Consider the following 14320-nt stretch of genomic DNA (forward strand, 5'->3'; position numbering starts at 1 on the left):
TTACCTGGTATTACGGTAGTTTTTCAAATTTAACTGTCATATCTATCACATTCAGAGATATCTTATATTTCCCGGCTTCATCCACTCTCCACTTATAGTCGTTCTCATCTGTATTATCAGGATAATTTTTACGTACCATTTTCAGGGCATTGGTAACTGAAGTACCATTTACCTCAGGCATCAAATAATCACACTCAAAACCTTCAGTATTACTCAGGGGAAATTTTATTTCTCCTGAGTCGAGATGTCCTTCCCATACAAACGTACCTTCCTTTTCATCCGGATTATACAGGAAAGCTATTTTAAATGGTGTATTCCATTTGGTTACAGTAGCGTCACCCGTCATCCAAACAGCTTTAATAGGGAGATTATCAGGTATTTCTATTTTCGGTTTCTTTTCAAATGTTATTTCCATCAGATAAGTATCCAAAATTATTTTATAACTGCCTGCCTGAGATTCTGTAATTTTCCATTGATAATCATGAGTTTCTACTTTTTCTTTCTCTACATACTCCATAGTATTATCACCGCCAGGCTCTGTATCATGCGTCTTCGGCATCAAATAAGGTATATTCCAATCCTCACGTAATTCCAACGGAAACTTTAAATGTCCTCCATATAAATCCCCTTCATAAACAAACTGTATATTATTAATTTTCGTCAATCCAACCGCATTCATAATAGTCCAACCTGCCGGAGTAGCATCACCTATCGCCCAAACTTTTTCATATTTATTTTCCGGATATTCACTTGCAATAGTTAATTTCTCCACATCGACAGTAATGAAATAATACCCTTCCGTATCTATGTGGAACAATGTTTCCGTACCATCATCCGTTTCATTATAAACCAATGTATTGTTATCGGCGCCTCTTGTATAAGAAGGTGTCAGACTTGTCCGGCTCTTTATGAACTTAAAGTCACCTTGTTTCAAATGTCCGCCCCATTCATATTTTTGTTCGGAAAGCACCTCGTTCATTTTAAGCGCTTTAGTTGCATCCATCCCTTCAACGGCGCTACCTACAATGAAAAGATCTCTCGCCGCAATATAATAACCTGTCACCGAAAACTGTATCTTGGATATTTCCGGTTTCATATATACACTGCCTCCTGAAACTTCAGCTATGATTTCTGCCTCTAACATGGCGGTTTCTCCCGCTGTTACCTTCCACCCGCTCAATAAAGCGTTCATCTCCTTGTGCGTATAACTGATACTTTGTACACCTTCCGGAATTTCTACTTTTGCGATGGAAGTCTCAAAGTTATTATCGGCCATATCCATCTTAAAATAATATGTGAGTTTCATTCCTTCTCCTCGATTGGCAGCACTTCCCCATGTAAAGGATATTGCTTCTTCATTACCCAAATCCTGATTCAATACCACATCACTCGAAGAAACTTTCAGTCCCATCGTGTCTTGTGGGGAATCCAAAGTTATCCGCTCCGTTTCATCTTGACAGCCCATAATTACGAAGGGTAATGTCATTAGAATATTTTTTATCGCATTCTTCATAATAATCAATTGCATTTTTAACCGTTAATTCCAATAAGGGCTTTGAACAAGTTTATCATTCTTATCTATTTCCGACTGATGGATAGGGAACCAATAATAGGCTTTCTTGTATACCCGTTTTAGATAAGGCGTACGTACATAGAAAGAAGAATTATCTTTTCCGCTGAAATTCATTCCGTAGAAATCACCGTTCAATACATTTTCCGCTTCTTTCCAACGGCGAAGATCATCATAACGGATTCCTTCACAGCTCAATTCCACACGACGTTCGGCACGAATCAACTTGCGCATTTCCGCCTGGTCGTTCAAATCAACATGAATAAAATTATCATCCGTAGCACCTGTGGTATACTGACGAATGCCCGCACGTTCACGAATTTTATTCAGATAGACCAAAATGTCTCCATTACCCGGATCGGATTCGTTCAATGCTTCCGCATAATTCAGATAAGCCTCGCCCAAGCGATAGACAATACCCGGACGATACTTATAAGTACCCTGTTTTACATTTAAGTCCGGAGAGATTTTTTTACGTATCAAATAACCATTTTGCGGAGCATCATGGGTATGCGGATTGTCGGCACTTCCATTGAAAAAATTAAATACACGCTTTTCCTGTGTGAAATAAGAGTTATTATAGCTCACCGTAATATAGAAACGAGGCTCACGATGACAATACATATTATAAGTATTTTTCTTGCTTATCGCTCCTCCGTTCACTTCCGTATCCCACACTGTATTATCACGAGTTTCATCAGAAACAGAATAACCTGTTTCCACATATTCGGAATTATCATCATTGATAGGCAGACCGTTTTCCATAAAGAATGCATCCACCAACGACTGCGTAACGCCTAAGCCGCCGCTACCGCCACTGGCAGCCGGAGTAGCATGTTTTTCGTATTCCCCATATTCCGAACCACCGGGACGTGCAAATAGAATTTCAGTATTTCCTTCGTCATATCTTGTCAGGAAAAGATTTTGATAAGACATAAACGGGTCTATTGTACCATCATCATTCTTCTCCGTATACAATTTATGTCCGGCAGCTTCAGCGGCATCAATCAGTTCTTTACAAGCCTGCGCTGCATACGCCCATTTAGTCTTGTCGGCAGTAGTACTGAAAAGATTCTCGCCGTCCTTATTCTTATGATTTGCATAATCAGGATTTCCATTTACCAACGGACTGGCGGCAAAAAGTAACATACGGGCACGTACTGCAAGACACATGATAGAAGTAGTACGGCCGTATTTACGTGCTTCGGTATATTTGGCAGGAAGAATTTCGGCCACTTCCTTCAACTCTTTATCCACCCAATCCACCACTTCATAATAGGGGCGTTGTCCTTCCATTAAATCCGCCAAATTAAAGTCTGTTGGCGCTATATAGTTCGGTTTGAAAGGAACCGGACCATACGTATTTGACAGCAGATAATAATAATAAGCGATCATAAACCGCATCTCCGCTTTCATATACGTCACTTCAGTAGCACTGATTCCCTGATCGGGCAGCGGATGTACGTTTTCTATAAAAATATTAGCCTCGCGTATCAGCTGGGGCAACCGTGACCAATAGTTACCGTCCCAATCCGTAGAAGGTGTCCATTCGCCCAATAGCATCGGAATTACTTTCCAATCCCATTGCCGCCACCGTTCAGAGGCCGTCATATCATCACTGAGAATATCCCATCCTAATTTCCGCGCGTATCCCCAATAAGGATCAGGAACATGAGAATATACATTGGCAAGCCAACCCTCTGTACGGGTTTTATCTTCGAATACCATAGGGAGTGTCAGTTCCGTATCTGATTCTTTATCCAGATAATCGACGCATGAAGTCAAGAGCTGCATACCCAAAACTCCGGTTATAATATATTTAAATAGTTTCATAATATGATTGTATAGTTGGTTATCATTAAAAATTCAAGTCAAATCCCACCATCAAAGAGCGCATGGACGGATATTTCAAACCGTCGACGGTATCCAGTTCAGGATCCCAAAGTTTGAATTTGGAAAGATAGAACAGATTGTTACCGCTCACAAAGAAGCGGATGCTCTTGGCATGAATTTTACGCGTAACAGACTGAGGAATACTGTAACCCAATTCTATTGATTTCAGTCGCAAGAAACTCATATCTTTCTTCCACCAGGTAGAAGCACGGTTATTATTGGTATTCGTACTCTCTGATAGACGAGGCCAGAACACATCCTGCGAAGGATTCTTTTCTGTCCAGCAATCGGTATAATTATCGTATACATTACCCAATACGCCTTGTCCGCTCCCCGGAATAAAATAATCGGAACCACCGATAACGCGATACGCATCTGCAGAGCCCTGGAAGAAGAAGCTGAAATCCCATTGCTTGTAATTCAGGTTACCACCGAAACCGTATACCATACGCGGATCTTTTGTTCCGCCTATATATCCTTCATCCGCTTCCGTAATGACCCCATCATCATTCATATCGACATATTTGATATCTCCCGGACGTACCTCCGTTCCTAATTCAGGTTTCGGTATACCGGGTTTCAGTTCCCCGTTTATAAAATCATCTTCCGTAAAAAGGCGTTCTGCCTGCAATCCCCACAGGGTATTAATGGAGCGTCCCGTAATGGAACGGTAAGTTCCTTTGACCGATTCCGGCTCGTCTTTCTCCAATATCTCATTTTTAGCATAAGTGACAGTACCTCTCAGGCTCATTGCCCAATCATCATTGAACCGTTTGTTGTAAGTTACCGAAAGATCATATCCCTGATTATTCACTTTACCATAGTTGGCATACGGATTAGACACGAAACCTGCTTGGGTAGGGATGGTAGAACGTTGCATAAAAATACTGGTACGTTTTTCTTTAAAGAAATCCAGTTGTACATCCAACTCGTTCCACAACCCCAATTCAAGACCGATATTCATTTTAAGAGCTTTTTCCCAAGTCAGATCGGAAACCCCTACTTCACCTTCCTGAATACCTGTGTAATAGTTGCTATCGGTATATCCGAAATGATAACCGCTGGAATTACTGTTAATGGTAGTGATATATGCAAAACGACGACCGCCGATATTATCATTACCTACCGAACCGACAGAAGCTCTCAACTTCAATTTTGTAATGTCTTCCTGCAAATTCCTCATGAAGCTTTCTTCTGAAATCAACCAACCGATGGCTACGGAAGGGAAGAAACCGAAGCGCTTGCCTTTTGCAAAGTTCTCCGAACCGTTGTAACCGAAATTAAATTCACTGATATAACGGCGGTCGAAAGTATAAGAAAGACGACCGGCGATACCTTGTGTACGATTAGGTTGTACATCACCCCAGTCATAGCTACGCTGGTTGTATAAGAAAAGCGCATCGAGCGCATGTTTGTCAAAAGTACGGTTATATGTAACGGCAGCTTCCAGATAAGTACTTTGGTTTCCGTAATTGGCGTTACTTGAATGGTCTAAAAACTCACTACCATAACTCAAAATACTGTGCACCAATTCTCCTTCATCATTACGCGACTTGGCCACACTGTAATAATCAGGTTCCTTACCGCGAGTAACAAAATTCTCATTATATGTATCGAATGCAAACGTCACTTTCATTTTCAGCCCCGGAGTAATCATCTTTAAATTCTGTTCCAAAGAAAAAAGAGATTCCAGCTTACTTTTTCCACCGCGGTAATAACCGTTCTGCGTATTCATAGCCCACGGGTTTTTACGGGTATTGCTGACACGAGGAATGGTACCGTCCGAATAAACGGCAGGATGTATAAACGGCGGAGTCTCGAAAGCAGCTTGAAACAGTTCATCCGTACTACTTCTCGATTTACGAAGATTCTGTAAATAACCTCCCACATTGAAACGTAAAAGCGTTGTTTTCGTCAAATCCAAATCCACATTGGCACGAATATTATAACGGTTCAGTTTGCTTTGCGTATCGTAAGGCAGTGTTTTATCAGACCCCATAATTCCGTTTTCATGGTAAAGAGAAGCTGTCAATGAATAGCGAAGTATTTCCGTACCGCCGGATACCGTCAGATTTGCACGCGTAGAATTAGCGTAATCCTTGGTTATCGCATCTATCCAGTCTACATCAGGATATAAATCTTTATCATATCCATAATAAGTCTTCAAAATCTGGTCTTTCGTAAACAGCCTTTTGTTCGGGTCGGACTGAAGCGTATTCAGCAAACTCATATATTCGGCAGCTCCTATGAACTGAGGAAGCTTTGTAGGAGCCTGAATAGATTGCTCCACACGTAAATTTACGGAAGGAGCAGATACCGAACCGCGTTTGGTATTAATCAAAATAACACCGTTGGCACCTCGCACACCATACATGGCGCTGGCCGATGCATCTTTCAATACTGAGAACGATTCTATTTCCGCCGGATCGATATCATTCAAACTACGCTCTACGCCATCTACCAAAACCAACGGAGACGTATTTCCGCTGAATGAAGATATACCACGAATCCAAAAATTTGAGTTATCATACCCGGGCTCTCCCGAAGGCTGTACGGCAATGACACCTGCCAGTTGTCCCGCCAGATTATTACTCATGGAACGGGATGAACCTACCTGTAATTTCGCAGGCTCTAAAGTTTGTACGGAACCGATAACCGAGAGTTTCTTCTGATTACCGTATCCCACAACTACCACTTCATCCAATGCTTCTACATCTTCCAATAAAGTAATATTAAAATTGATATTATTACCAACCGGAATTTCCTGAGTTTTAAATCCTACATAGGTGATGACAAGAATACTGCTTTTATCAGGTACTTCAATATAAAAATGACCGTCAATATCGGTAATAGTCCCCCCTGAAGAACCTTTTACCATAATATTTACACCCGGTAAAGTGTTTTTTTCTTTGTCGATGACAGTACCACTGACACGGATACCTTTTTGCTGCTCGATAGTCTCACTTTCGGAATATGGAGTCTCCGCATATAACGGAAATACATATACCCCACAAAATAAAGAACCTACAAGCAGTGTTTTCTTTAAATTCATAGTAATTACATTTATTGGTTATTAAATGATATTATAATCAGTCCTTGTTATAATTCAAAGGCTGATGCAAAAATCATAAATTAATCTAATACAAATAAATATATAAGATTAAAATACAAAGACAGTTTACTATCAAATACCTGAAAATCAAATATTTGACAGTAATCTCAAGACATAAAAATATAAATGCCGTACAATACTTAAAAGGATGTAATCTGCATAATATTTTCTTCAAAATGCTCCGGATTCAGCGATTTCAGCCTTAACCGCGAGCGATAAGAATAGATGGTAGCTTTAGAATAGCGTAAAAAAGATGCAATGCGTTCACTATCGGTAATTCCCAAACGAATCAGAGCAAAGATACGCAGTTCCGTAGTCAGACGACCCTCTTGCTTAGGCACAATGGAGTCGTTTGCGGGTAACAATGAATTGAATGCTTTTACAAAAGACGGGAACAGGTGCAGGAAAGTTTCATCAAAGGTATTATAAAACGCTTCGAGTTCCTCTTCGATAATGACGGAAGATTTCAATGTTTTAAATAAATCCTCAAGTTTACCGGACGCCGCTTTTTTATTGAGCATTCTGCGGTAATTATCCATCTTGTCGATGTAAGAAGAACATTCCGTCATAAACTTGGTAATGTAAAGCTCCTTAATATTGTTAGCTTCCGAAAGCGACTGGTTCATATCCGACAATGCGTGATTGGTTTCATGGAGTTCTTTATTGGCAGATTGAAGTTGTTCGTTTACAGAATTAAGCTCCACATTCAACTGTCTTAACCGTTCATTGGCCTTGTTCAGCTCGCTTCTTGCCGCCGATAGTTTTTTTATTTGCCGCCGTACATAAATTACCAAACCGATAAGAAACACAGACAATATGCTGATACATGCCAATGCAATCATCATCTGTTTCTTTTCTTTCTTCGTTTTGACTTGATAGGCATTATCGATAATAGGCAATGTTTGTGTCACTTCAATAGTACGCAGGCGGGCATTACAGAATGTAGCATCATCCAACGAACGACGCATATAAATATATGCCCGGTTGATATCGCCTTCTTCATAGAGGATAGTGGCCAATCGGCGCAGCGAAATATATTCTTTTACCGCCCATTTCATATCAGCCATTGCAGAGACAATCAAGTATTTCTTTTCTTCTTCCCTGTTTCCTTGTCTTCTGTAAAAATCGGATATGGAGTAGGCCACATAGGCTACATCACGGTTATCAGGATCCAGTTGGCGATAAAAATCGAGTAATATCTGCAATCCTTTGCTATAATCTCCCTGTTCCAACAATCTGTCAGCACGTATATAAACATCGGTAGAATCATTTTTCTGCATAATCGAATCTTTATAAAGCATGGCTTTTGCCCGATATTCCTTGCTTTGAGACTCGATAATGGTATACTTTACCATAGCTTCATACAGTGTATTGTAAATGAGGAAATAATACCTCTCCAGATATTCTGCCAGCGTAGCCCGGTTAATATTTTGTAAAATATCCGATGCTTCTTTATACATACCGCCCTGTATCAGCACATAAGCCATATTCAATCTTGAATCGTCAATGTAATCCTGGCGATTCATCTTATAGGCAGATACCAGTTTTTCCTGCGCATAATGAAGTGCGGAATCAACCACATAAGAAGAATATTCATTGAAAAGAAAGTTCTTCAACTGATAGCGTTCTTCTTCCGATGCGGTTTTGCGTAATTTTGATTTTACGTCAGAAATACGTCCCTCGCGAATATCAACATATTTCTGTTGTTCAGCCACTACTCTATCCAAATCTTCCAAAGAGGGAAAAGCGGTGTTTTGAGCCTGTCCAGCACAGAAATGTAACAATATCGATATGAAGAAGATGATTCTTTTCATTTTTATAGGTTTTTCAGCAACAAAGATATGAAATTTATTACATTCTTGGTGTTAATACCTCTTTCTATCTTCTTCCCGCGCAATACACTCCACCTAATATCAACATCGCACCCATGAGCGAGATTACGGTAAACCGTTCGTCAAGCAGTACGGCAGACCCTATCGATGTAAAAAGCGGATTTAAATAAATGTAGTTGGAAGCCCGTACCGTACCCAATTTTTTCAAAATCATATTCCATACCACAAAACAAATTAAAGAAGCCAGCACCCCTAAAAAAAGGAGATTCATCCAAACCGCCGGTTGCAAAAATCCGGAAAGAGAAAATTGCCAGGGACGAACAAGGAATACGGGAAGTATAGTCAGTACCCCATAAAAGAAAATCTTGCGGGTTATGAAAGCCGTACGGTAACGACCTGACATTTTTTTCATTATCAAACTGTAAAATGCCCAGGAAAAAGCGGCAAGCAAAGTCAGGAAATCGCCAAGGGGTGAAATCTTCAACACAAAATGGCCGTTATACACTACTAACGCCACCCCTACTAATGCAAGCAAAGAACCGCCTATCAGCGCGGCGGTGGCTTTCTCCCTTTTATAAATCAGCAAAGACAGAATAGTGGTGAGCAACGGAGCCGTGCAAACAATGAAAGCCACATTGGTAGCCAGTGTAATTTCCAATGCCGTATTTTCCGTCAGAAAGTAGAACGAACCACCCGTAACGCCACCCGACAACAACCAAAGTTCATCTTTCCAATTATCGGCAAACAGTTTGCGCGGAGAGATAAACCAAATACCCAGATAAGCCATCAGAAAACGAAGCAAAAATATCTCTTGCGGAGAAAGTCCGTATCCTATCAATACCTTCGTAGAGATGAACGTCAGCCCCCATATTCCCACTACAAGAATGGCAATAATATGATAAATGTAATTTTTCTTCGCATTCATATACGACACGGATAAGTTGCCGGCAAAGATACGCTATTTCTATTTTCAATACAATGAAATAACACCTTTAATAAACGCCTTCGGAAATTTACTATAATTCTGAAAAAATTATAGTAAAATTCTCTCTGAATTTATTAACGGCCTATTTCTCCCCTATCAGGGTTTTTACAATAAAAATAAACAAAAAGGGATGCAATCTTCACAGATTACATCCCTTGAAATATCCTAAAAAATCTTTTTTGTAAAATCCTATTGAATTAATTCAGCCATTATTTGTATTACAAACAAAAAATTAGTTTTAAAAGCACTTTACAAATATAGTGAATAAAAAGCGTATTGTCAAGTATTTCATGCTGTTTTTTTACACTACTTCGCTACAAATCTGAAAATAAAGACTTAACTTTGCACCGTTTAATTAACAGGATATAAACCGAATTAAGCAAACTATCAACAAGTTTTCAACAATATAATAAAAACCATTATGGAATACAATTTCAGAGAGATTGAAAAGAAATGGCAGAAACGATGGGTAGAAAATAAAACCTACCAAGTGACGGAAGACGAAACAAAGCAAAAATATTATGTACTGAACATGTTCCCCTACCCCAGCGGCGCAGGTCTGCATGTGGGACATCCGTTGGGATACATCGCTTCGGACATTTATGCCCGTTACAAACGTCTGCAAGGTTTCAATGTCCTGAATCCCATGGGATATGACGCTTACGGCCTGCCCGCAGAGCAATACGCCATACAAACGGGGCAACATCCCGCAATCACTACCGTCAACAATATCAACCGCTATCGCGAGCAATTGGACAAAATAGGTTTCTCTTTCGACTGGAACCGTGAAATACGTACTTGCGATCCGGAATACTATCATTGGACACAATGGGCTTTCCAGAAGATGTTCAACAGCTATTACTGCAACGAAGAAAAGCAGGCGCGTCCCATTGAAGAACTGACAGAAGCATTCGCCAAATATGGAAACGAAGGACTGAACGCCGCATGCAGCGAAGAACTGCGCTTCACTGCCGACGAATGGAACGCCATGAGCGAAAAAGAACAGCAGGAAGTCCTGATGAACTACCGTATCGCCTATCTGGGTGAGACAATGGTAAACTGGTGTCCGCAACTCGGTACCGTGCTTGCCAATGACGAAGTGGTAGACGGCGTATCCGAACGCGGCGGTTTCCCCGTAGTTCAGAAAAAGATGCGTCAGTGGTGTCTCCGCGTGTCCGCCTATGCGCAACGCCTGCTGGACGGACTGGATACCATCGACTGGACCGAATCCCTGAAAGAAACACAAAAGAATTGGATAGGCCGCAGCGAAGGCGCCGAAATCCAATTCAAGGTAAAAGACAGTGATTTGGAATTTACCATTTTCACCACCCGTGCAGATACCATGTTCGGAGTTACCTTTATGGTGCTGGCTCCCGAAAGCGAATTGGTAGCCCAAGTAACCACCCCGGAACAAAAAGACGATGTAGACGCTTATCTGGAACGTACCAAGAAACGTACCGAACGCGAACGTATCTCCGACCGCAGCGTAACAGGCGTATTCTCTGGAAGCTACGCCGTCAATCCTTTTACGGGCGAAGCAGTACCCATCTGGATTAGCGATTATGTATTGGCAGGATACGGAACAGGCGCCATCATGGCAGTGCCTGCACACGACAGCCGCGACTACGCTTTTGCCAAACATTTCGGATTACCCATCGTTCCGTTGGTAGAAGGCTGCGATGTGAGCGAAGAAAGTTTCGATGCCAAGGAAGGTATCGTATGTAACTCACCGATTATAAATGAAGAATTAAGAATGAAGAATGAAGAATCGGGCTGCGATGTAGAGGCGAACGGTAATTCTTCATTGAATTTGAACGGGCTGACTATCAAGGAAGCTATCGCTACTACTAAAAAATACGTGAAAGAGCATAATCTGGGACGTGTAAAGGTGAACTTCCGCCTGCGCGACGCTATTTTCTCACGCCAGCGTTACTGGGGTGAACCGTTCCCCGTTTACTACAAGGATGGTATGCCTTATATGATTGATGAAAGCTGTCTGCCTCTGGAACTTCCCGAAGTAGCGAAATTCCTGCCTACCGAAACAGGTGAACCGCCGTTGGGGCACGCCACCAAATGGGCCTGGGACACAGCAAACAAATGTGTAGTGGACAACAACAAGATTGATAACATAACTGTCTTCCCGCTGGAACTGAATACAATGCCGGGATTCGCAGGTTCGAGCGCATACTATCTACGTTATATGGACCCGCGTAACCATACTGCCCTGGTAGACAAGAAAGTGGATGAATACTGGCGTAACGTCGACCTTTACGTAGGCGGTACGGAACACGCTACCGGTCACTTGATTTACTCCCGTTTCTGGAACAAATTCCTGTACGACCTCGGTATTTCCGCTGTCGAAGAACCGTTCCAGAAATTAGTGAACCAGGGTATGATTCAGGGAAGAAGCAACTTTGTATATCGCATCAAGGATACCAATACATTCGTATCGCTCAACCTGAAAGACCAATACGACACTACCCCGCTCCATGTGGATGTCAATATCGTATCCAACGACGTTCTCGATACGGAAGCGTTCAAGGCATGGCGTCCCGAATATGAAACGGCGGAGTTTATTCTGGAAGACGGAAAGTACATCTGCGGATGGGCTGTCGAGAAGATGAGCAAATCCATGTTCAACGTCGTCAATCCCGATATGATTGTGGAAAAATACGGTGCGGACACACTTCGTATGTACGAAATGTTCCTCGGTCCCGTAGAACAGTCCAAACCCTGGGATACGAACGGCATCGACGGTGTACACCGTTTCATCAAGAAATTCTGGTCTTTGTTCTACGACCGTAACGATAATTATCTGGTAACCGATGAACCCGCCAACAAAGAGGAATTGAAATCTTTGCATAAGCTCATCAAGAAGGTTACGGGAGACATCGAACAATTCTCTTACAATACAAGCATCAGCGCCTTCATGATTTGCGTAAACGAACTGTTTGCGATGAAATGCAGCAAGAAAGAGATATTGAACCGGCTCACCGTCACGTTGGCTCCTTTCGCTCCGCACGTATGCGAGGAATTGTGGGAAACATTAGGAAACACAGGTTCGGTATGCGATGCGCAATGGCCTGCATACAATGAGGAATACCTGGTGGAAAATACGGTGAACTATACCATTTCATTCAACGGAAAAGCGCGTTTCAATATGGAATTTCCCGCCGATGCCGCATCGGACGCTATTCAGGAAACGGTATTGGCAGATGAGCGTTCCATCAAGTGGATAGACGGAAAGAATATCGTCAAGGTAATCGTAGTGCCCAAGAAAATTGTAAACATTGTTATCAAATAACAAATATGCAGATTACAAAACCAACCAAAACGGAAGTGATGAGAGAGTTGAAAGACTATATTTTCATCACTTTCGGACTGATTTCTTACGCTATGGGATGGGCCGCGTTCCTTATCCCCTATCAGATTACGACCGGCGGTACCACAGGTATCGGAGCCATCATCTATTATGCCACGGGATTTCCCATCCAATGGTCGTATTTCATCATCAATGCGGTCTTAATGACGTTTGCCATTAAGATTTTAGGACCGAAATTCAGTATCAAGACCACATTCGCCATCTTCGGACTGACTTTTTTCCTATGGTTCTTTCAAATGTTGGTAAACGGACCGGATGGAGTGCCACCGCAAATTCTCGGACCCGGACAGGACTTCATGGCTTGTCTGATAGGCGCCGCCATGTGCGGTGTCGGCCTGGGTGTAGTATTCAACTGCAACGGAAGTACGGGCGGTACGGATATTATCGCCGCCATCATCCACAAATACCGTGATGTTACCTTAGGCCGTATGATTATGGCTTGCGACGTGATTATCATCAGCTCCTGCTATTTTATATTCAATGACTGGAGACGGGTTATTTTTGGTTTTGTAACGCTGTTTGTCATTGGTATCGTATTGGATTACATCGTTAACGGCGCACGACAGTCGGTGCAATTCTTTATCTTTTCCAAAGATTATGAAAAGATTGCCGACCGTATCACCAAAGAGACCCACCGGGGTGTGACAGTGCTCGACGGTATAGGCTGGTACAGCAAACGTAATGTGAAAGTATTGGTTGTATTGGCATACAAACGTCAGTCTGTCGAGATATTCCGCCTGGTTAAGGACATCGATCCGAATGCTTTTATCTCTCAAAGTTCTGTTATCGGTGTGTATGGAGAAGGTTTCGATAAATTGAAAGGAAAATGAAAAAGAAATTTGTATTTGCAACCAACAATGCTCATAAGTTGGAAGAAGTAACTGCCATTTTAGGAAATAAAATAGAGCTTCTTAGCATGAAAGACATCAATTGTCACGCAGATATTCCTGAAACTGCAGATACACTTGAAGGAAATGCCTTGCTGAAAGCAAGATATATCTTTGAAAATTATCAGCTGGATTGTTTTGCCGATGATACCGGTTTGGAGGTGGAAGCACTGAACGGAGCTCCGGGAGTATATTCCGCACGTTATGCCGGTGACGCGCACAATTCGGAAGCCAATATGAAGAAATTATTGCAGGACATGGAAGGCATAGAGAACCGTAAGGCACAATTCCGTACCGTTTTCGCCCTTATCATCAATGGAAAGGAACATCTGTTCGAAGGTATCGTAAAAGGCGAAATAACGAAGCACAGGCACGGTACTTCCGGTTTCGGATACGATCCTGTTTTTATTCCCGAAGGATATACGCAAACGTATGCCGAAATGGGTAATGAATTGAAGAATAAAATCAGCCATCGGGCACTGGCTACGAATAAACTTTGCAATTTTCTTTCAAAGTAAACAGTATTCGCCATTCAGAGCGAAGCGAAGAATCCACTCTCTCTTATATCTCAATGTATATAATACAAAGAAGGAATTCTTCGCTTCGCTCTGAATGACAGATATCTTTGAATAATATGATTATGCCTGATTATAAGGGAT

The 14320-nt window shown here is 41.7% G+C and carries 8 protein-coding genes; 3 read left to right on the forward strand and 5 right to left on the reverse strand.

Going from position 1 to position 14320, the window contains the following annotated elements; genetic code table 11:
• Positions 1 to 10 precede the first annotated feature (10 nt).
• The 5 genes from I2F54_RS00290 to I2F54_RS00310 form a co-directional block, all read right to left on the reverse strand.
• The gene (locus I2F54_RS00290; protein WP_195500270.1) at positions 11 to 1486 is read right to left on the reverse strand and encodes a SusE domain-containing protein; all 1476 of its coding nucleotides are present in this window, start codon (positions 1484 to 1486) and stop codon (positions 11 to 13) included.
• A 51-nt stretch (positions 1487 to 1537) separates the two neighbouring features.
• Positions 1538 to 3403 (reverse strand): RagB/SusD family nutrient uptake outer membrane protein, encoded by a 1866-nt coding sequence (locus I2F54_RS00295; RefSeq protein ID WP_195500271.1) that lies wholly within the window; start codon positions 3401 to 3403, stop codon positions 1538 to 1540.
• A 25-nt stretch (positions 3404 to 3428) separates the two neighbouring features.
• Complete coding sequence (locus I2F54_RS00300) at positions 3429 to 6515, reverse strand: SusC/RagA family TonB-linked outer membrane protein (RefSeq protein WP_195500272.1); 3087 nt, start codon at positions 6513 to 6515, stop codon at positions 3429 to 3431.
• 200 nt (positions 6516 to 6715) lie between these two features.
• Positions 6716 to 8389, reverse strand: a complete 1674-nt coding sequence (locus I2F54_RS00305; protein WP_195500273.1) for a DUF6377 domain-containing protein — start codon at positions 8387 to 8389, stop codon at positions 6716 to 6718.
• Positions 8390 to 8453: 64 nt separating this feature from the next.
• Positions 8454 to 9332, reverse strand: coding sequence for a DMT family transporter (locus I2F54_RS00310; protein WP_022218602.1), 879 nt, complete (start codon positions 9330 to 9332; stop codon positions 8454 to 8456).
• A 481-nt stretch (positions 9333 to 9813) separates the two neighbouring features.
• Here I2F54_RS00310 and leuS point away from each other — a divergent pair, with 481 nt between their 5' ends.
• The 3 genes from leuS to I2F54_RS00325 are packed head-to-tail and all read left to right on the forward strand — an operon-like array spanning position 9814 to position 14179.
• Complete coding sequence (gene leuS, locus I2F54_RS00315; RefSeq protein WP_195500274.1) at positions 9814 to 12696, forward strand: leucine--tRNA ligase; 2883 nt, start codon at positions 9814 to 9816, stop codon at positions 12694 to 12696.
• A gap of 5 nt (positions 12697 to 12701) precedes the next feature.
• Positions 12702 to 13604 carry a YitT family protein gene (locus I2F54_RS00320; RefSeq protein ID WP_009121976.1) on the forward strand — a complete coding sequence of 301 codons (903 nt, stop codon included), beginning with the start codon at positions 12702 to 12704 and terminating at the stop codon, positions 13602 to 13604.
• A complete protein-coding gene (locus I2F54_RS00325; RefSeq protein WP_022218604.1) occupies positions 13601 to 14179 on the forward strand; it encodes a non-canonical purine NTP diphosphatase in 579 nt (192 codons plus the stop codon). Before I2F54_RS00320 ends, I2F54_RS00325 begins: the two co-directional genes overlap by 4 nt.
• The last annotated feature ends 141 nt before the right edge of the window (positions 14180 to 14320 follow it).

The organism is Bacteroides clarus (assembly GCF_015555825.1).
Taxonomy (GTDB): domain Bacteria; phylum Bacteroidota; class Bacteroidia; order Bacteroidales; family Bacteroidaceae; genus Bacteroides; species Bacteroides clarus.